At 71.8% G+C, this 19,339-nt stretch carries 12 protein-coding genes and 1 pseudogene; 2 read left to right on the forward strand and 11 right to left on the reverse strand.

Annotation, left to right across the window (positions count from 1 at the left end; translation table 11 throughout):
* Positions 1 to 86: 86 nt before the first annotated feature.
* From A6A29_RS34895 to A6A29_RS34930, 8 genes and pseudogenes are all read right to left on the reverse strand, one after another.
* Positions 87 to 1,397, reverse strand: coding sequence for a M50 family metallopeptidase (locus A6A29_RS34895; RefSeq protein ID WP_073726744.1), 1,311 nt, complete (start codon positions 1,395 to 1,397; stop codon positions 87 to 89).
* On the reverse strand, positions 1,394 to 2,647 hold the full coding sequence (gene dxr / locus A6A29_RS34900) for a 1-deoxy-D-xylulose-5-phosphate reductoisomerase (protein WP_073727360.1): 1,254 nt from the start codon (positions 2,645 to 2,647) through the stop codon (positions 1,394 to 1,396). Before dxr ends, A6A29_RS34895 begins: the two co-directional genes overlap by 4 nt.
* 167 nt (positions 2,648 to 2,814) lie before the next feature.
* A pseudogene (locus A6A29_RS34905) lies at positions 2,815 to 3,309 on the reverse strand (nucleotidyltransferase domain-containing protein); the annotation flags it as partial.
* A 28-nt stretch (positions 3,310 to 3,337) separates the two neighbouring features.
* A complete protein-coding gene (aroA, locus tag A6A29_RS34910; RefSeq protein ID WP_073726746.1) occupies positions 3,338 to 4,573 on the reverse strand; it encodes a 3-phosphoshikimate 1-carboxyvinyltransferase in 1,236 nt (411 codons plus the stop codon).
* A 92-nt stretch (positions 4,574 to 4,665) separates the two neighbouring features.
* Positions 4,666 to 6,612 carry an acyl-CoA dehydrogenase family protein gene (locus A6A29_RS34915; protein WP_073726748.1) on the reverse strand — a complete coding sequence of 649 codons (1,947 nt, stop codon included), beginning with the start codon at positions 6,610 to 6,612 and terminating at the stop codon, positions 4,666 to 4,668.
* Between the two features lie 229 nt (positions 6,613 to 6,841).
* On the reverse strand, positions 6,842 to 8,287 hold the full coding sequence (locus A6A29_RS34920) for an aldehyde dehydrogenase family protein (RefSeq protein ID WP_073726750.1): 1,446 nt from the start codon (positions 8,285 to 8,287) through the stop codon (positions 6,842 to 6,844).
* Positions 8,288 to 8,588: 301 nt separating this feature from the next.
* On the reverse strand, positions 8,589 to 10,172 hold the full coding sequence (locus A6A29_RS34925) for a PucR family transcriptional regulator (protein ID WP_073726752.1): 1,584 nt from the start codon (positions 10,170 to 10,172) through the stop codon (positions 8,589 to 8,591).
* Positions 10,173 to 10,272: 100 nt separating this feature from the next.
* Positions 10,273 to 12,636: an ATP/GTP-binding protein gene (locus A6A29_RS34930; protein ID WP_073726754.1), complete on the reverse strand. Its 2,364-nt coding sequence runs from the start codon at positions 12,634 to 12,636 to the stop codon at positions 10,273 to 10,275.
* Positions 12,637 to 13,042: 406 nt separating this feature from the next.
* Between A6A29_RS34930 and gabT the strand changes: the two genes are divergently transcribed.
* Both gabT and A6A29_RS34940 read left to right on the forward strand, forming a co-directional pair.
* The gene (gene gabT / locus A6A29_RS34935) at positions 13,043 to 14,383 is read left to right on the forward strand and encodes a 4-aminobutyrate--2-oxoglutarate transaminase (protein ID WP_073726756.1); all 1,341 of its coding nucleotides are present in this window, start codon (positions 13,043 to 13,045) and stop codon (positions 14,381 to 14,383) included.
* Between the two features lie 148 nt (positions 14,384 to 14,531).
* Complete coding sequence (locus A6A29_RS34940; protein WP_079183153.1) at positions 14,532 to 15,362, forward strand: phosphatase PAP2 family protein; 831 nt, start codon at positions 14,532 to 14,534, stop codon at positions 15,360 to 15,362.
* Here the strand turns inward: A6A29_RS34940 and A6A29_RS34945 are convergent.
* The 3 genes from A6A29_RS34945 to A6A29_RS34955 form a co-directional block, all read right to left on the reverse strand.
* Positions 15,313 to 17,136 carry a chitinase gene (locus A6A29_RS34945; RefSeq protein WP_073726760.1) on the reverse strand — a complete coding sequence of 608 codons (1,824 nt, stop codon included), beginning with the start codon at positions 17,134 to 17,136 and terminating at the stop codon, positions 15,313 to 15,315. The two genes, A6A29_RS34940 and A6A29_RS34945, sit on opposite strands and share 50 nt — an antisense overlap.
* Before the next feature lie 154 nt (positions 17,137 to 17,290).
* On the reverse strand, positions 17,291 to 17,785 hold the full coding sequence (locus tag A6A29_RS34950; RefSeq protein ID WP_073726762.1) for a hypothetical protein: 495 nt from the start codon (positions 17,783 to 17,785) through the stop codon (positions 17,291 to 17,293).
* A 138-nt stretch (positions 17,786 to 17,923) separates the two neighbouring features.
* A complete protein-coding gene (locus A6A29_RS34955; protein ID WP_073726764.1) occupies positions 17,924 to 19,339 on the reverse strand; it encodes an NAD(P)/FAD-dependent oxidoreductase in 1,416 nt (471 codons plus the stop codon).

Raw genomic sequence — 19,339 nt, forward strand, 5'->3', positions numbered from 1 at the left:
TCGCCAGGGCAATCCGGTGACGGCCCGCCGGACACCAGGTGGGTGTCCGGCGGCCACCTGAGCGACTGCCGGGGCGGACGGTGCGGTCAGGAGATCTTCACCGGGTTCACGATGTCGGCGACCAGGACGAGCAGGGTGAAGCAGATGAAGATCCCCGCGACGACATAGGCGACCGGCATCAGCTTCGCCACGTCGAACGGGCCCGGGTCGGGACGCTTGAAGACCTTGGCCACATTGCGGCGCACGGCCTCCCACAGGGCGCCCGCGATGTGTCCGCCGTCCAGCGGGAGCAGCGGGAGCATGTTGAACAGGAACAGCGAGAGATTGAAACCGGCCAGCAGGAACAGCATCATCGCGATCTGGTTCTGCGCCGGGACGTCCAGCGTCATCACCTCGCCGCCGATCCTGGCCGCGCCCACCACCCCGACCGGGGAGTCGTCGGCGCGGTCTCCGTCGCCGAAGGCCGCGTCCCACAGATCCGGGATCTTGGAGGGCAGGGCGATCATCGAGTGGACGCCGTTCTCCATCATGTCGCCCATGCGGTCGACCGAGTCGCCAAAGGAGAGCGGCACGATCTCGGACTGCGCGGCGAAGCCCAGGTAGCCCGCCCTGATGTACTGGTCGGGCACGACCTCGCCCTTGGAGTCCTTCTTCGCCACGGCGTTCTCGCGCAGCACCGCGTGCAGGGTCACTTCCCGACCGTCGCGCTGCACGGTGAGGGTGGCGGGGCCGATGGTCTCGCGGATGCGGTCGGAGAGCGTCGCCCAGTCGTCGACCTTCTTGCCGTCGAAGGCGACGATCCGGTCGCCCTTCTGCAGTCCGGCGGCCTGCGCCGGTGAGACGGGGTCGGACTTCTTGCAGGTGTCGCGCTTGTCGCTCTGCGAAATCACGCACTTCTGGACGCCCGCGACCTCGGTGGTCTGGGTCTGGAAGCCGAAGGTCATCGCCACACCGAGGAAGATCGCGATCGCCAGGACCAGGTTCATGAACGGTCCGGCGAACATCACGATGACGCGCTTCCACGGCTTGCGCGTGTAGAAGAGCCGCGTCTCGTCGCCCGGTTCGAGCTCCTCGAAGGCGGCGGACCTGGCGTCCTCGATCATGCCGCGCCAGGGCGAGGTGGAGCGCGCTTCGATGCGTCCGTCCGGTCCGGGCGGGAACATGCCGATCATGCGGATGTAGCCGCCCGCCGGGATGGCCTTGATCCCGTACTCGGTGTCGCCCTTCTTGCGCGACCAGACGGTCGGGCCGAAGCCGACCATGTACTGCGGTACCCGGATGCCGAAGAGTTTGGCGGTCGAGAGGTGTCCCAGCTCGTGCCAGGCGATCGAGAACAACAGGCCCACGGCGAAGATGGCGATCCCCAGGATCGTCAACAGGATCGTGGTCAGACTCATGCGCGCGCCTCCGCTGTCGCTTTCGCCGAGAGTTCCCGGGCCCGGGCACGGGCCCAGGTCTCCGCATCGAGGACGTCCGCGACCGTCAGCGAAGTTCCCGGGGCAGGGGTGCCGTGTTCGGACACCACAGCGGTGACCGTATCCATGATTCCGTTGAAGGGCAGCCGTCCTGCGAGGAATGCGTCCACGCACTCCTCGTTCGCGGCGTTGAAGACCGCGGGCGCGGTGCCGCCGAGCGTACCGACGTGCCTGGCGAGTCCGACGGACGGGAAGGCCTCGTTGTCCAGGGGGTGGAACTCCCAGCTGGCCGCCTTCGACCAGTCGAAGGCCGGTGCGGCGTCCGGGACGCGCTGCGGCCAGCCGAGACCGATGGCGATCGGGCCGCGCATGTCCGGCGGGGTGGCCTGGGCGAGCGTGGAGCCGTCGGTGAACTCCACCATGGAATGAACGTACGACTGCGGGTGGACCACGACCTCGATCCGGTCGAACGGAATGTCGTAGAGGAGATGCGCCTCGATGACCTCCAGTCCCTTGTTGACCAGGGTCGCGGAGTTGATCGTGATGACCGGGCCCATGGCCCAGGTCGGGTGGGCGAGGGCCTGTTCCCGGGTGACGTCGGCCAGATCGCTCCGCGTACGTCCCCGGAAGGGGCCGCCGGACGCGGTGACGACGAGCTTGCGGACATCGGCGCGGGTCCCGGCGGCCAGCGCCTGGAAGAGCGCGGCGTGCTCGGAGTCGACCGGAATGATCTGGCCGGGGGCGGCGAGCGCCTTCACCAGCGGGCCGCCGACGATCAGCGACTCCTTGTTGGCGAGGGCGAGGGTGCGGCCCGCCTTCAGGGCGGCGAGGGTCGGGGCGAGCCCGATGGAGCCGGTGATCCCGTTCAGCACGGTGTGGCAGTCGCTCGCGGCGAGCCGGGTGGCCGCTTCGGGTCCGGCCAGGATCTCGGGGAGGGGCTCGCCGGCCCCGTACCGCTCCCGCAGTGCCTCGCGCAGGGCCGGTACCGCGTCCTCGGCGGCGACCGCCACCGTACGCACCCGCAGTGTCCGCGCCTGCTCGGCGAGGAGGGCGACCCGGCCGCCCGCGGCCGAGAGCGCGGTGACGCGGAAGCGGTCGGGGTTGCGCAGCACCAGGTCGATGGCCTGGGTGCCGATGGACCCGGTGGAGCCGAGGATCACGAGATCCCGGCGTCCTTCAGCGGCGTCGAAGACGAGATGCGGGTCGGCGAGGGGGGCAGGGCTGTCGCTCATGCCCCCCATTGTTGCCGCTTCACCTGTGTGGTCGGACAGTGCGTCCCGATCCGCTGTGCGCGGCGCGGGAATTCCGTTGCGCGTCCGCTGTCCGCCCGTTCCGCGGCCGCGGGTCGTGGAGCGGAACCGGAGCGGGCCGCCGGGCTCCGCGGCGGTGGTCGGACGGGGGTCTCGATGCCGAACCTCAGCCGCAGTTGTTCCATGTCGTGGCGGTCGCGGTCGGCCGGTTCGTACCCCTGGTGGAACAGCGCCTGCTGCTCGGCCGAGACGCAGCGCACCTCGGTGCCCCCGATGGTGCCGGTGACGAAGCACTCGGCCGGATAGTGGTAGGGCTCGGCGGGGTCGAGCGAGGACTGGAGCGCGGAGCCGTCGGGGGCGAACTCCATCGGGTGCAGGTCGATCTCCAGCCCCGACGGGTGGCTGAGGACGAAGCGCGCGGGACGCCAGTCCAGCGTCTCCGTGTAGCCGGCCGCCGTCAGCGCGGCGACGACGGCGGGCTCCTGGTCGCGGTGGTGCAGCAGGTCGACATCGCGGTGCTCACGGGTCTGCTCACCGAGCAGGGCATCGACGCCCCAGCCTCCGGCGAGCACCACCTCGGTGCCCGCACGGTGCAGCAGTTCGAGGATGGACAGCAGGCCGTCACGGGACATCATGGACGCGAGGCCAGCCGTCCGCGGCCGACGGGTCCGGTCATTTTCGCTCCGCGGCGAACCCGGCGAAGGTCTCGTGGAACTCCGGGAACGTCTTGCGTACGCAGCCGGGGTCGTCGTACGTCAGACCCGGCGTCCGCAGTCCGGCGACCGCGAACGACATGACGATGCGGTGGTCGCCGTGGGTGGCGATCGCGGTGGGGCGGGGGATGCCGGGGTGGATCTCGATCCAGTCGTGCCCCGTGTGGACGGTGATGCCCATGCGGCGCAGGTTCTCGGCGCACGCCTCCAGCCGGTCGCACTCCTTGACCCGGGTGTTGGCGACGTCCTCGATCCGTACCGGTGCGTCCGCGAACGGCGCGATGGCGGCCAGGGTCGGCATCGTGTCGGAGATGTCGCGCATGTTGACGGTGAGCCCGCGCAGGGTGCCGTCGGAGCGGACGGTCGTGGCGTCAGCCGTGGTGCGGACCTCGGCGCCCATCCGGCGCAGGACGTCGACGAAGCGCAGGTCGCCCTGGAGTGCTCCGGTGCCGAGCCCGGGGACGGTGACCTCACGGCCCGAGAGGGTCGCCGCGGCGAAGAAGTAGCTCGCGGTGGAGGCGTCGGGTTCGACGCCGTAGGTGGTGGCCCGGTAGCCGCCGGGCGGGACGGTGAAGGTGTTCCCCTCCCTGGCGACCTCGGCCCCGAAGGCGCGCATCATCGCGAGGGTGATCTCTATGTACGGCGCCGAGACCAGCTCGGTGACCTCGATGCGCAGGCCCTCAGCGGTGAGCGGGCCGAGCATCAGCAGGGCGGTGAGGTACTGGGAGGACTCCCCCGCGTCCAGGGTCAGCTCGCCGCCCCTGATGCCACCGGCGTGGATGCGCAGCGGGTGGTGGCCCTCGGCCTCGTCGTGCCGCAGGTCCACGCCGAGCGTGCGCAGCGCCTCGGTGAGCGGGGCGAGCGGCCGGCGGCGCATCTGCGCGGAGGCGTCGAAGCGATAGGTTCCCCCGGCGGCGGCGGAGACGAGCGTCGGCAGGAAGCGGGCGGTGGTGGCTCCGTCGCGGCAGTGGACGTCGGCGTCGGTGGCGGCGGGTCCGGCCGGGCGGCCTTCGACGTGCCAGCGGTCCGGCTCCCGGGTGACCGCGTATCCGAGGCGGGTCAGCCCTTCGGTGAAGCCCTCGGTGTCGTCCGAACGCAGGGGGCGCACCAGGGTGGTGGTGCCGTCCGCCGCGGCGGCCAGGAACAGGGCGCGCGCGGTGACGGACTTGGAGCCGGGGATGTGGATGACGGTCACGGTCCCCCATCCTGCCGTGCGCCGGGCAGCCGGGCGGGGCGCGTCCACTCGCTGGACGCGCCCCGCACGTACCTCGCTCGGCGGACCGGCGCTCAGCCGATCGGCCGGTGGAGGTTCTCCTTCGTGGACGCTCCCGGTGTGGCGTCGGCGATCCAGGGGCCGTCGCCGCTCGGGTCGACGATGCCCTCCTCCAGCCAGGTGTACCTCCCGGCCAGCACGCCGTCGACCACCCGGCGGTCGAGGTCGTCGGTGTTGGACCAGAGGCGGGTGAACAGCTCCTCTACCCGGATCCGGGACTGGTGGCAGAAGACGTCGGCGAGCTGGTAGGCCTCGCGTCCGTGTTCGCCGCCGGTCCGCATGAGTTCGGCGCGCACACAGGCGGCGCTCATCGCGAAGAGTTCGGCGCCGATGTCGACGATCCGGCCGAGGAAGCCCTGCTTGGTCTCCATACGGCCCTGCCAGCGCGACATCGCGTAGAACGTGGACCGGGCCAGTTTGCGGGCGGAGCGTTCGACGAAGCGCAGATGGGCGGCGAGGTCGGGGTGGCCCGAGGGATGGAATTCACCGTAGGTACGCGGGAGTTGGCCCGCCCCGGTGACCAGCCCCGGGAGCCAGCGGGCGTAGAACCCGGCGGCGTTCGCGCCCGCCTTCGCCTTGGCCGACAGCGGCTTGTCCGGGTCGATGATGTCGCCCGCGACCTTCAGATGGGCATCGACGGCCTCCCGGGCGATCAGCAGATGCATGATCTCGGTGGAGCCCTCGAAGATCCGGTTGATGCGCATGTCGCGGAGCAGTTGCTCGGCGGGGACGGCGCGTTCGCCGCGGGCGGCGAGGGAGTCGGCGGTCTCGAAGCCGCGCCCGCCGCGGATCTGGACCAGTTCGTCGGCGATCAGCCAGCCCATCTCGGAGCCGTACAGCTTGGCGAGGGCGGCTTCGATCCGGATGTCGTTGCGGTTCTCGTCGGCCATCTGGGAGGAGAGGTCGACGACGGCCTCCAGCGCGAAGGTGGTGGCGGCGATGAAGGAGATCTTCGCGCCGACCGCTTCGTGCCGGGCGACCGGCCTGCCCCACTGTTCGCGTACGGCCGACCATTCGCGGGCGATCTTCAGACACCACTTCCCGGCGCCGACGCACATCGCGGGCAGCGAGAGGCGCCCGGTGTTGAGGGTGGTGAGGGCGATCTTGAGACCGGCACCCTCGGGGCCGATCCGGTTGGCGGCGGGGACACGGACGCGGTGGAAGCGGGTCACACCGTTCTCGATGCCGCGCAGCCCCATGAAGGCGTTGCGGTTCTCCACGGTGATGCCGGGGGCGTCCGCCTCGACGATGAACGCGGTGATCCCGCCCCGGTGCCCCTCGGACTCGGGAACCCGGGCCATGACGACCAGCAGATCGGCGACGACCCCGTTGGTGGTCCACAGCTTCACGCCGTCCAGGACGTAGTCGTCCCCGTCCGGTACGGCGGAGGTCGCGAGCCGGGCCGGGTCGGAGCCGACATCGGGTTCGGTGAGAAGGAAGGCCGAGATGTCGGTGCGGGCCAGCCGGGGCAGGAAGGTGTCCTTCTGCTCCTGGGTGCCGAAGATCTTCAGCGGCTGCGGTACGCCGATCGACTGATGGGCGGAGAGCAGTGCGCCGAGCGAGGGGTTGGCCGAGCCGACGAGGGCGAGCGCCTTGTTGTAGTACACCTGGGTGAGGCCGAGCCCGCCGTACTTCGTGTCGATCTTCATGCCGAGGGCGCCGAGCTCCTTGAGCCCGTTGACCACCTCGTCGGGGATCTTCGCCTCGCGCTCGATCAGGGCGCTGTCGACGCTCGTCTCGCAGAACGTCCGCAGCCGGGCCAGGAACTCCTCGCCGCGCCGGACGTCGTCCGGGGGCGGCAGGGGGTGCGGGTGGATCAGGTCGAGCCGGAAGCGGCCCAGGAAGAGTTCCTTGGCGAAGCTGGGCCGGTGCCAGTCCTGCTCGCGGGCGGCCTCGGCCACCCGGCGCGCTTCACGCTCGGTGACTTTGGGGACCTGGGACGTGTGGGGTGGGGCGGACATGAGGAGCTCACCTCGCCGCGTGGGGGGCCGATGGACCGTACGTACCGATGTCGATGGGTACTTCTGGTCCGTATGTACCTGATCACGGCGGTACGCACCACTCCTGGGGCAGGCAGCACGAACGGTCCGAGCCCCCGCACAGTGGGCTCGGACCGTTCGTCTGCCCCGCCCGCCGTCGTGCTGTCCGGGCGGAATGCGGGCGGGTGGTTCCTGAGGGCCTGCGGCCTGTCTAGAGCGCGAGGCCGGTGAGGACCAGGACGCGCTCGTAGGTGTAGTCGTCCATCGCGTACCGCACACCCTCGCGGCCGACGCCGGACTGCTTGGCTCCGCCGTACGGCATCTGGTCCGCGCGGTACGAGGGGACGTCGCCGATGATCACGCCTCCCACCTCCAGGGCGCGGTGGGCGCGGAAGGCGGTCTGCAGGTCGTGCGTGAACACGCCCGCCTGGAGGCCGTACTTGGAGGAGTTGACGGCGGCGAACGCCTCGGCCTCGCCGTCCACCTTCTGTACGGACATGACCGGGCCGAAGACCTCCTCGCAGGAGAGCTTCACCCCGGCCGGGAGGTCGGTGAGCACGGTCGGGGCGTAGGTGGCCCCGTCGCGCCTGCCGCCCGTCAGCAGCGCCGCCCCGGCCCCGACGGCCTCGTCGACCCAGGACTCGACGCGCTGGGCGGCGTCCTCGCTGACCAGCGGGCCGACATCGGTGGCCGCGTCGGCGGGGTCGCCGGTGACCAGCGCCTCGACGGCGGAGACGATCTTCGGGACGAGCCGGTCGTAGACCGAGGCGTCCGCGATGACGCGCTGCACCGAGATGCAGGACTGGCCGCCCTGGTAGTTGGAGAAGGTCGCGATCCGGGTGGCGGCCCAGTCCAGGTCGGCGTCGGAGGCGTAGTCACCGAGCACGACCGCCGCGCCGTTGCCGCCGAGCTCCAGGGTGCAGTGCTTGCGGGGCACCGACTCCATGATCGAGTAGCCGACCGGGCCGGAGCCGGTGAACGAGATCACGGGCAGCCGCTCGTCCTTCACCAGGGCGGGCATGCGGTCGTTGGGCACCGTCAGCACGGACCAGGAACCGGCCGGGAGGTCGGTCTCGGCCAGCAGCTCGCCCAGGATCAGCGAGGAGATCGGGGTCGCCGGGGCGGGCTTCAGGATGATCGGGGCACCGACGGCGATGGCCGGGGCGACCTTGTGGGCACTCAGGTTGAGCGGGAAGTTGAACGGCGCGATACCGAGGACGGCGCCGCGCGGGAAGCGCCGGGTCAGCCCGAGGCGGCCGGTGCCGCCGGCGTCGGTGTCCAGCCGCTGGGCGTCGCCGCCGTTGAAGCGACGGGCCTCCTCGGAGGCGAAGCGGAACACCGAGACGGCCCGGCCGACCTCGCCGCGGGCCCACTTGATGGGCTTGCCGTTCTCGGCCGAGATCAGCTGGGCGATCTCCTCGGTGCGCTCCACGAGACGCCGTACGACGTGGTCGAGGGCGGCGGCCCTGACGTGCGCCGGGGTCGCGGCGAACTCGTCCCGTACGGCGTGTGCGGCGGCGACGGCCTCCTCGGTCTGCGCGTCGGTCGGCACGCTGACCGTGCCGACGAGACGGCCGTCGTAGGGGTTGGTGACGTCGAAGCTGTCCTCGCCGGTGGCCCGGCGGCCGGCCAGCCAGAAGGCGTGGGTGGAAGTCATGGCGGTTCCGGCCCTTCGGAGGTCGTGACGGAGATCGCGGGCGCCCGGAAGGCTCCCCACTGGTGTCCCACGGTAGGGCGGCGGGGCGCTCAAAGTGTTTGTCCGGGGTGGAGTACGCGGGGATGGCCGTGCTCCGAATTGTCGCAGGAGGAGGCCGGCCACCCGCGGTTCGTGTTCTCCGGTTCCGGTTCTCCGCGCGGCGTCCGGCTCTCCGGTTCCGGTTCCCCGGCTCTCCGGTTCCCCGGTTCCGGCTCTCCGCGCGGCGTCCGGCCGACGGGCTGCCGTCCCCCCGGCGGGTCGTTCACTTCGGTGCGGGTCCCGTCGTCGTGCCCGCCGCCGTCGCCTTGAGGGCCAGCCACAGCTCCATCCGGGCGTCCGGGTCGTCGAGCGAACGGCCCAGGATCTCCTCCACCCGGCGCATCCGGTAGCGCAGGGTGTGCCGGTGCACGCCCAGGTCCGCGGCGGCGGCGTCCCACTGGCCGTGCCGGGAGAGCCAGGCGCGCAGGGAGGCGACGAGGTCGCCGCGGCCCTTCGCGTCGTGCTCGTGCAGCGCGCGGAGCATCCCGTCCGCGAAGGCCCGTACCGCGTCGTCGGCCAGCAGCGGCAGCACCGAGCCCGCCGCCAGCTCCTCGTGCTCGACCAGGGCCCTGCCCCGTCGGCGGGCGACCGAGAGGGACTGCTCGGCCTGCTTGTACGCGGCGGACACGGCGATCGGTCCGGCCGGGGCGGACAGGCCCACGACGACCTCGCCCTCCTCGGCGCCCGGCTCGCGGGCCGGGCGTTCGTCCTGGGCCTCGGCGTACGCGGTACAGGCGGCGACCGCCGCGCCGCCGTCCGCGGCCAGGACCACCAGGCGTTCGCCCTCGGGGACCATGAGCAGTGTCTCGCCGGACCGGGCGGCGGCGGCCTCCATCGTCCCGGCGAGCGGTTCGGATCCGGCCGGTGCGGTGGACTCCGCGATCAGCAGCCGGAACGGGGCGTCCAGCAGCCCGCCGTACAGGTCTCCGGCGACGGCCCGCGCATGGTCGGACTCCCCGGCCAGCAGCATCCGCAGGACCGCCGCGCCGAGCCGCTGCTCGGCCCCCTGGAGCGAGCGGGAGCGGGCGGTGGTCAGGGTCAGCAGGGCGACGGCCGAGTGCACGGCGTACCGCTCGGCGGTCCCCAGCGCGGCCCCGGTGCCGACGGCCAGGGCGCCGCGGGCCCGGCGTCCGGTGCCCAGCGACTGGAGCTCGACCCGGTCGTCGGTGCCGCCGACGACCACGCTGGCCGGCGCGGGCCGCTCCCGCAGGCGCTCCACGTCCGGGGTGAGCCGGGCGGCGCGGCGGGCGGCCCAGTCGGGCGCGGCGGCGACGACGGCGCCCGAGGTGTCGTACAGGGCGGCCCAGCCGTCGACGTGCGCGGCGAGCCGGGTGAGGAGATCGGCGGGACCGTCCCCGGCGAGCGCGGCCCTGGTCAGTTCGCGCTGGGCCTCGAAGCCCGCGGTGACGGCGCGGTACTGGTCGGCGGCGATGGCGGCGGAGACGGCCTTGCTGATGGCGAGGAACGGGGTGCGGCGCGGGACTTCGAGGAGCGGCATCCCGGCCTCGTCGGCGGCGTCGACGAGTGCCTGCGGGATGTCGTCGTAGGTGACGCCGACCGCGAAGCCGACCCCGGCGACTCCGGCTCCGGCCAGCCGCCGCACGTACCGGCGCATCGCCTCGGCGTTCTCGGCGTCGAGGTTGGTGGCGGTGACGAGGAGGAGCTCGCCGCCGTCCATGTACGGCACGGGATCGGCGAGCTCGCTGGCGTGCGCCCAGCGCACGGGGGTGTCGAGCCGGTCCGCTCCCGCGCGCACCGTGAGCTTGAGTGCCGGGTGCTTGATGAGCGAGGCGAGCGTGGGGGGCATGGGACCGGGAACCCTCAGAGGTCGATGGTGTCGATTTCGCCGTCCCGTATGAACGGCCACCTTCGATTCTGCCAGGGCGGCAGGGTCCCCGTGACCGTTCTCAGCCGCCGAGCTCCACCAGGAGCGGGGGTGCGTGCTCGCCGTCGACCGTCGTCAGGGAGAGCACCGCGTGCCCGGCCGGAACGGAGTACGCCAGCTCGGAGGCCGACCAGCGCTCCCGCTCGACCTGCCGTACGGTCACGGCGTCCCTGGTCACGGCCTTGCCGGTGACGAGCTTGCGCAGCGCGTGCAGGGCCCGGGTGAACGGCTGGTCGGCGAAGACGGTGTGCTGGGCGACCTCACGGGTCTCCACCCATTCCTTGCCCCATGCCTCCGTGAACCGCTTGCCGTCCCAGGTGGTGAGGCCGGAGAAGGCCATGGTGCAGCCGACCGCGCCGAGCAGGGGGGTGTGCAGGTTCTCCGGGACGTCGTCGATCGTACGCAGCGCGAGGACCACGCCCGCGTTCACGGAGCGCAGGCGCCGGATGCCCCGGACGGTCTCGGCGGTGACGGCGTGGGTGGCGTCGTCCAGGACGAGGCAGACGAAGAGCGAACGGTCGGTGCGGGCCGCGGTGATGGCGTTGAACTGGGCGAGCAGGAGCCGGGTGAGCAGCCGGGACGCCTCCGCGTGGCCGCGTTCCGGGAGGTCGACGCGGACCCGCAGCGGATGCTGTTCCAGGGAGCGCAGGGAGAAGGCGCGGGCCTGTTCACCGGTGGTGAAGAACCCGGCGAACGCGGGCCGGTCGAGCAGGGCGATCCGGTCGGCGAGTACCGGGGCGGGATCTCCCGCCCCGCCCGCCTGCCGGGCGCGGGCGTCCAGTTCGCGCAGCATGGCCCGGTGCCCGCCCGCTTCGAGCGACGCCCTCAGCGCGGCCAGCGGGTGCGGGTCGCCGTCGAGGAGTTCGCGCAGTTCGGGGACGCCGGGGAAGCAGCCGTGGGCGGCGTGGTAGGGGCCGAGCAGCTGGGCCAGTACGGTCGCGGCGCGTCGGCTGTCGAGGCTGCCGACGTCGCCGATCAGCCCCTCCGCGAGCACGGTCGCGGCCTCGTCGGGATCGGTCGTGCCGCCGTACAGGTCGAAGTCGTGCGCGGATTCGGGGTCACCGATCGCCACGACGACGTCATAGGCGTCGTCGTGGCCGAGCGGCGCTCCGGCGGCGCCGACGGCGAGCAGCGCCGCCTTCCCGGCGAGGGCCTGGAGCGCGAGGGACTCGACGACCGGCCGCACCAGCCGGGCCGACTTACCGGCTCCGGGCGGGCCCACCGCCAGCAGCGAGGTGCCCAGCAGCGTGGGGTCCAGGGCCAGGCCCGCGCCCCGGCGGGCGTACGGGTTGTGCGCGTCGTCGGCGCAGCGGCCGATCCGGACCTGTCCGGTGAGCAGATCGTGCCGGGCGGTGCGCCGGGGCAGGTCGCGCCGGCCCGAGGGGTGCAGGGCGGCGGCGCCGCCGGCCCGCAGGACGGCTTCGCTCAGCGCGGCGAGCCGGTCGGGGTGGCCCCGGCCGGCGGCCCAGGCGTGGCGCAGCCGTGCGCAGTCGACGTCGTTCATGCGGCCGGTGCGCACCTCGGCGGTCAGGGCGTCGGCGGCGTCCGTCCATCCGGCGGCCCGCAGCTCGGGCCACCGGTCGGCAGCGGTGGCGGAGACCTGGGCCGGTACGGGGAGGGCCTCGTCCGGTGCCCGCGCGGCGGAGCGCTTCCCGAGATGGGTGGTGGCCAGTTCGCGCCAGTGCCCCAGCAGGGCGAACGGCCAGAGCACCGCGGCGGCGATCACCGTGTAGACGATGTTCACGACCGTCTGGCTCTGGAAGTTCTCGCCGCCCACGACCGCGGCGGCCAGGATCAGGGCGGGCCTGAGGACCGGCACGGCGTCCTTCCAGACGAGCAGCTGTGCCAGCCCCGCGCCCACCGCCGCCGCCACCGCGAGGAAGGGCTGCCCCCGGCCCGCCACATGGCGGCGGAAGAGCTCGGACCAGTTGCCCAGGCGTCCGCAGCCGTAGACCAGGAGCCCGAACAGGACGGCCTCGTACACCGTGAGGGCACGGGCTCCTTCGACCGTCGCGGGACCGCCGAAGCTCCCGGCGTACCACCAGTCGCCGGGGGTGAAGAGCTTCACCGGGACCAGCCGGTAGGGGAGGTAGCCGTTGCGCCAGAGCGACCACAGGAGCAGGCCGGACAGCAGCGAGATCACCACGCCGACCACGAGGGAGCGGTCGGAGACGCCCTCGGGCCGCTCGGGGGGCCGCGGGGTGTATCCGTACCGCCAGATGCCCGGGTCCTGCGGCCGGCGCGGGGTGCGCAGCCATTCGTCGAGCGGGGGTCCCTCGGCCGGGGCCCCGATCCGGGGCGGCGCGGACGGCGGTGGCGGCGGCGTGGGTCCGGGCACCCGTTTCGCGCTCGTGCCCCGTGCGCGGTGCGTGCCTTCGTCGTTCATGAACCGTTGCCCCCTGACCAGCCAGGTCCGTCCACTGCCCCGGTCAATCTAGTGGGCCCGCACGGGGAGTTCAGCCAAGTGCTGTCCCGTGATCCTTGGTGGATCAGCGCGCGGCGTCGGATGCGGTGCGTCGCCAGGCGCAGGGACGTCCGTATACGGGAGGTATTCGGCGTTCCGACAACGCGGCGAGGTGCCGTAGCCGTCGTCGCGCGCCCGCCAGGAATGAAGGGGCAGCCCTCGGGCGGCCGGACACGTACCGCCGGGTCTCCCCGGCTTCCGCGCGCCTTCTTCTGTCCGCGACGGACAAGGACACACCCCCATCACTCCCGATCGGAGCATGCCCGCACCGCCGCCCCGCCCCTAGCCTGCAGAAAGAAGCGTCCGAAACACCCCCCAGGAGCCCCTCATGACCGCTATTCCGCAGGAGCGACGCGTCGTCACCGCCATCCCCGGCCCGAAGTCGGTCGAGCTGCAGGCTCGCCGTCTCGCGGCGGTCGCCGCAGGTGTGGGCTCCACCCTGCCGGTGTTCACCGCCCGCGCAGGTGGCGGGATCATCGAGGACGTGGACGGCAACCGGCTGATCGACTTCGGTTCGGGTATCGCCGTGACGTCGGTGGGCGCCTCCGCCGAGGCCGTCGTGCGCCGCGCGTCCGCGCAGCTCGCCGACTTCACCCACACCTGTTTCATGGTCACGCCGTACGAGGGGTACGTCGAGGTCTGTGAGCAGCTCGCCGAGCTGACGCCGGGCGATCACGCGAAGAAGTCCGCGCTGTTCAACTCGGGCGCCGAGGCCGTCGAGAACGCCGTGAAGATCGCCCGCGCCTACACCAAGCGCACCGCCGTCGTCGTCTTCGACCACGGCTACCACGGCCGGACGAACCTCACGATGGCGCTGACGGCGAAGAACATGCCGTACAAGCAGGGCTTCGGTCCGTTCGCGCCCGAGGTCTACCGTGTCCCGGTCGCCTACGGCTACCGCTGGCCGACCGGTGCCGAGAACGCCGGCGCCGAGGCGTCCGCGCAGGCCATCGACGAGATCACCAAGCAGATCGGCGCGGACAACGTCGCCGCGATCATCATCGAGCCGGTCCTCGGCGAGGGCGGCTTCATCGAGCCGGCCAAGGGCTTCCTCCCGGCGATCGCGCGGTTCGCCAAGGACAACGGGATCGTGTTCGTCGCGGACGAGATCCAGTCCGGCTTCTGCCGTACCGGCCAGTGGTTCGCCTGCGAGGACGAGAACATCGTCCCGGACCTGATCACGACCGCCAAGGGCATCGCGGGCGGCCTGCCGCTGTCCGCCGTGACGGGGCGCGCCGAGATCATGGACGCCGCGCACGCCGGTGGCCTGGGCGGCACCTACGGCGGCAACCCGGTCGCCTGCGCGGGTGCGCTCGGCGCCATCGAGACCATGCGTGAGATGGACCTGAACGGCCGGGCCAAGCGCATCGAGGAGGTCATGAAGGGCCGCCTCGCCGAGATGCGGGCGAAGCTCCCGAACGGCGACATCATCGGTGACATCCGCGGCCGCGGCGCCATGATCGCGATCGAGCTGGTGGAGTCCGGTACGAAGACCCCGAACGCCGCGGCCGCCGCCGCGCTCGCCAAGGCCTGCCACGCCGAGGGTCTGCTGGTCCTCACCTGTGGCACGTACGGCAATGTGCTGCGCTTCCTGCCGCCGCTCGTGATCGGCGAGAACCTGCTGAACGAGGGACTCGACATCATCGAGCAGGCGTTCGCCCGCATCTGATCGATTCGAACCCCAGGCCGAGGAAGAGACATCATTTTCGGGGCGGTCCATGGCGCGCGTGTGGGCCTGTGAAGAAGGTGTGCGGGGCCGATGGCGGGACCGGGTTCCCGCTGTCGGTCGCCCCTCGGCTGCCGTACGGTTTCTGCAGATGAGAGAAACACCTCGCCCGCAGGGGACTGCGGGCGATGCCGGGCCGGGGCTTCCCCAGCACGGACCCGGTCGTGCCCTCGCGCACACCGCTGGAGCCTCCGGCTCCGGAACTCCTCACCGATCGGATGGCCGCTCGCCCCACACCCCCCGGGGCGCGCGGCAACCCGATCCGGCCGGCCATCCCGGAACACCCCCCCCTGTTCCCCGGTGGCCGGCTTCTCTCATTTCCCTGGTGTCGGCGCTTCTGGTGCTCTTCGCACTCATCACCTGGCAGGTGGTGGCCGACGGCCCGCTGCTCGGACCGGACGAGCGGATCGGCCGGGCCCTGGTGGGGCGTGGCCCCGCCCGGATCGCCGATCTCCTCAGCGACCTCGGCAATATGCAGGTCGCGCTCCCGGTGCTCGCCTGCGCGATCATCTGCGCGCTGGTGCGCGGCGCCCGTCGCGAGCCGCTGTACGCGGCCCTCACGATGGCGGCGGTGCCCGCGCTGATCGTCCCGCTGAAGCTGTGGACCGACCGCCAGGGGCCGCTGACCGAGGCGACCGGCTACTACCCCTCGGGCCACACGGCGACGGCCGCGGTGGCGTACGGCGCGGCGGCGCTGCTCCTGGCCCCGTACCTGCGGCGCTCATGGATGATGCTCGTCGCCGCCGTCCTGCTGACGGCGGCGACGAGCATCGGTCTGGTGCTGCGCGGCTACCACTGGCCGCTCGACGTGGTCGCCAGTTGGTGCCTGAGCGGGGTGCTGCTGGTGGTGCTGGACAGGGCGCTGCGGTCGGTCAGCCGCCGAAGTAGGCGTCGAAGTTCTTCGAGAACTCCCAGTTGTTGAAGCGGTCCCAGTTGATCGACCAGGTCATCAGCCCGCGCAGGGCGGTCCAGGTGCCGTGCGTCTGGTACGAGCCGCAGTCGGTCTTCTTCGTCAGGCAGTTCAGCGCCTTGGTGACCTCGGCGGGCGAGGTGTGCCCGTTGCCCGCCTGGGTCGAGGCGGGGAGGCCGAAGGCGACCTGCTCGGGACGGAGCGCCGGGAAGACCTTCATCCGATCGCCCGCCACCGGGAAGCCGGTGAGCAGCATGTCCGTCATGGCGATGTGGAAGTCGGCGCCGCCCATCGAGTGGTACTGGTTGTCCAGGCCCATGATGGAGCCCGAGTTGTAGTCCTGGACGTGCAGCAGGGTCAGATCGTCCCGCAGGGCGTGGATGACCGGGAGGTAGGCACCGGCGCGCGGGTCCTGACCGCCCCAGGGGCCGGAGCCGTAGTACTGGTAGCCGAGCTGCACGAAGAAGGTCTCGGGCGCCATGGTGAGGACGAAGCCGGAGCCGTACTTGGCCTTGAGGGTCTTCACCGCGGAGATCAGGTTGACGATGACCGGCGACGTCGGGTTGCGGAAGTCGGTGTCACCGGTGTTCAGCGAGAGCGAGTGCCCCTCGAAGTCGATGTCCAGGCCGTTCAGGCCATAGGTGTCGATGATCTTGGACACCGAGGTGACGAAGGCGTCGCGGGCGGCGGTGGTGGAGAGCTGCACCTGGCCGTTCTGGCCGCCGATGGAGATCAGCACCTTCTTGCCCGCGGCCTGCTTGGCCTTGATGGCGGCCTTGAACTCCGCCTCCGACTCGACGTTCGGGCATTCGGCCACCGGGCAGAGCGAGAAGCGGATGTCGCCCGAGGTGACGGAGGTCGGCTCGCCGAAGGCGAGGTTGATGACGTCCCAGGAGGCGGGCACGTCCGCCATCCGCGTGTAGCCGGAGCCGTTGGCGAAGCTGGAGTGCAGATAGCCGACGAGCGCGTGGGCCGGGAGCCCCGCGTCGCCTCCCCCGCCGCCCGCCGCGGTGGTGGCGCTGACGGCGGCCGATTTCGCGGACTCCCCGGCGGCGTTGACCGCGGCGACCTGGAAGCTGTACGCGGTCGAGGCGGTCAGGCCCGTCACGGTGGCCGAGGTGCCGGTGGTGGAGGCCACCTTCGTACCGCCCCGGTAGACGTGGTAGCCGGTGGCTGTGGCGGAGGCCGTCCAGGAGAGGTCGACGGAGGAGGCGGTGACCGGTCCGGCCTTCAGCCCGGCGGGCGTGGCCGGGAGCGTGACGGGGTCGCCGCCCGGCCCGACAAGGCTGAGGTCGTCGGCGTAGTAGGCGGGGGTGCCGTACCAGCCGTGGGTGTAGACGCTCACCGAGGTGGTGGCCGGGCCGGTCTTGAAGGTGGTGGTGAGCTGCTTCCAGGCACCGGTGGACTGGGTCCAGGTGGAGACGTCGGTGGTGCCGGTGCCGGCCGCGCCGAGATAGACGTAGGACCCCTGCACCCAGGCGCTGAGCGTGTACGTGGAGTCGGGCTTGACCGTCACGCTCTGGGAGCACTTGGCGTGATCGGCGCCGGCCGGGGTGGCCCGCAGCGCGGAAGTGCCGCTGTGCGCGGGCGTGCTGACAGCGGCTCCGCTGCCGCCCGTACAGCTCCAGCCGTCCAGGCCCGCCTCGAAGCCGCCGTTGCGCGCCAGTTCGGCGTCGGCGGCGCCCGCCGGCGGGGCCGTGGCGACCAGCGCTCCGGCGGCGAGCAGGGCAGCCGAGAAAGCGGCCAGAAGTCCGGAATATCGGGCGGGGAGTCCCGTACGTTCCACAACAGCCTCCGTGCAGGGGGGAATGGGGTGTGGCGTGCGCACAACATGGTCCAGACCAATCGGGTTGTCAAGACCTCTGGCGCTCCCCGGCGGGGGCGGTCGGCGCCGGGCACTCCCGCCGCCCCGCCCCGCCGCCCCGGCTCTCCGCTCCCCCTCAGCGGCCCCCCTCATTCCCGGAGTCGTCCCCGTCGCCGCCCCGGACCGCCGACGCCACCGACGCCGCCGCCTCGTGCATCGCGAGCTCCAGCAGCGTCGCGTCCGTGAGCGTCCCCGATCCGTCCGGCGGGATCAGCCACCGCACTCCCCCGGCCACCCGTCCCGGATAGGGGACGACGATCCAGGTGCCCGGACCCGCCCCCCGTACGCCGGTGCCGAGCCAGCGCGACGCGGTGCCCGGCGGCACGAAGAAACCCATCCGGGCGTCACCGAAGTCGGCGAGGACCGGACCCGGCCGCTCGACGAGACGGGTGAGCACATCGAGCGTCGGATAACCCAGCTTCCCCGGAAGAATGAGCACGTCCCAGCGCTTGCCGGCGGGAAGGAGCACGATCCCCCGAGGATTGCGCTCCCATTCCCACCGGCACGCGGCCGGATCCGGTGCCACCGACACGAGCCACCGGACCGCTGCCTTTACCCCCGAGCCACTCATGGCCTGCCTTCCCGTTCCATGACCACCGGCAGTGTCCTGCCGATGCGTACACGGGCGAGAGAGGGCCGGACCCGGATCATGACGCGGGTTTTGGCTACTCGTTGGTAGTGAACTGGGTCACAAGGACATCGGTGCTGGTCAGCTGTCGAATCCAAGACCCATGCGGTCCATGGTCCGCAGCCACAGATTGCGGTGCCCGCCGTGCGTGTCGGCGCGGGCGAGGGACCGCTTGGTGAGTTCGATCCCGGCCCACGCGAAGGGCTCCGGCGGGAACGGCAGCGGCTTGGAGCGGACCATCTCCAGTTCGGTCCGCCCGGTGCGCTCGCCGGACAGCAGATCGAGCATCACATCCGCCCCGAACCGGGTCGCCCCGACGCCCAGCCCGGTATATCCGGCGGCATACGCGACGCGCCCCTGATGGGCCGTACCGAAAAAGGCGGAGAAGCGGGAACAGGTATCGATCGCGCCGCCCCACGCATGCGAGAAACTCAGCCCGGAAAGCTGCGGAAAACATGCGAAGAACTGGTCCGCGAGCTTCAGGAAGGTCTCCGGACGCTGATCCAGATCGGCGCTGAGCCGGCCCCCGTACGGATAGATCGCGTCATAGCCGCCCCACAGGATGCGATGGTCGGCGGAGAGCCGGAAATAGTGGAACTGATTGGCGCTGTCGCCGAGTCCCTGACGGTTCTTCCAGCCGATGGAGGCGAGCTGCTCGGGGGTGAGCGGTTCGGTCATCAGCGCGTAGTCGTAGACCGGCACGGTGTACGGGCGCACCCGCTTGACGAGCGAGGGGAAGATGTTCGTGCCGAGGGCGACCCGACGGGCGAAGACCCGTCCGTACGGGGTGCGCACCGCCATGCCGGACCCCGAGCGGGCGAGTTCGAGGGCGCGGGTGTGCTCATGGATGCGTACGCCGAGGTCGAGACAGGCGCGCTTGAGCCCCCAGGCCAGCTTGGCGGGGTGCAGCATGGCGACCCCCCGGCGGTCCCAGAGCCCACCCAGGAAGGTGGGTGAGTCGACCTCGGCGCGCAGGGCCTCGCGGTCCAGGAATTCCAGCCCGGTGAAGCCCAGCCGCTCGGCCTCCTGATGCCATTCCCGCAGCTCTTCGAGCTGGTGCGGTTCGGTGGCGACATCGATCTCGCCGGTGCGCTCGAACTCGCAGTCGATGGCGTAGCGGGCGACGGCGTCCTCGATGGCGTCGAGGTTCCGTTCGCCCAGCTCCTCCAGCTTCCTGATCTCGTCGGGCCAGCGCTCCAGCCCATTGGGCAGTCCATGGGTGAGGGAGGCGGCGCAGAATCCGCCGTTGCGGCCCGAGGCGGCCCAGCCCACCTCGTGCCCCTCGACCAGGACGACCTCGCGCTCCGGGTCGCGTTCCTTGGCGAGCAGCGCGGTCCACAGTCCGCTGTAGCCGCCGCCGATGACGAGCAGGTCCGCGTGTGCGTCGCCGGTGAGGGCGGGGAGCGCCTCGGGCTTCGCGGGGTCGTCGAGCCAGTACGAGACCGGCTTGGCACCGGCGAGTGATTGTGCGGCACTACGCATGGCAACTGGGGCCAT

It is taken from the genome of Streptomyces sp. TSRI0281 (assembly GCF_001905125.1).
Lineage (GTDB): Bacteria > Actinomycetota > Actinomycetes > Streptomycetales > Streptomycetaceae > Streptomyces.

Excerpts from the sequence above, each read along its gene's own strand:
- A6A29_RS34925 (WP_073726752.1), bottom strand. The coding sequence starts at position 10,172 with ATGCCCCCCACGCTCGCCTCGCTCATCAAGCACCCGGCACTCAAGCTC.
- A6A29_RS34955 (WP_073726764.1), bottom strand. The coding sequence starts at position 19,339 with ATGGCCCCAGTTGCCATGCGTAGTGCCGCACAATCACTCGCCGGTGCC.
- A6A29_RS34930 (WP_073726754.1), bottom strand. The coding sequence starts at position 12,636 with ATGAACGACGAAGGCACGCACCGCGCACGGGGCACGAGCGCGAAACGG.
- gabT (WP_073726756.1), top strand. The coding sequence starts at position 13,043 with ATGACCGCTATTCCGCAGGAGCGACGCGTCGTCACCGCCATCCCCGGC.
- dxr (WP_073727360.1), bottom strand. The coding sequence starts at position 2,647 with ATGAGCGACAGCCCTGCCCCCCTCGCCGACCCGCATCTCGTCTTCGAC.
- A6A29_RS34920 (WP_073726750.1), bottom strand. The coding sequence starts at position 8,287 with ATGACTTCCACCCACGCCTTCTGGCTGGCCGGCCGCCGGGCCACCGGC.
- A6A29_RS34950 (WP_073726762.1), bottom strand. The coding sequence starts at position 17,785 with ATGAGTGGCTCGGGGGTAAAGGCAGCGGTCCGGTGGCTCGTGTCGGTG.
- A6A29_RS34940 (WP_079183153.1), top strand. The coding sequence starts at position 14,532 with ATGAGAGAAACACCTCGCCCGCAGGGGACTGCGGGCGATGCCGGGCCG.
- A6A29_RS34915 (WP_073726748.1), bottom strand. The coding sequence starts at position 6,612 with ATGTCCGCCCCACCCCACACGTCCCAGGTCCCCAAAGTCACCGAGCGT.
- A6A29_RS34895 (WP_073726744.1), bottom strand. The coding sequence starts at position 1,397 with ATGAGTCTGACCACGATCCTGTTGACGATCCTGGGGATCGCCATCTTC.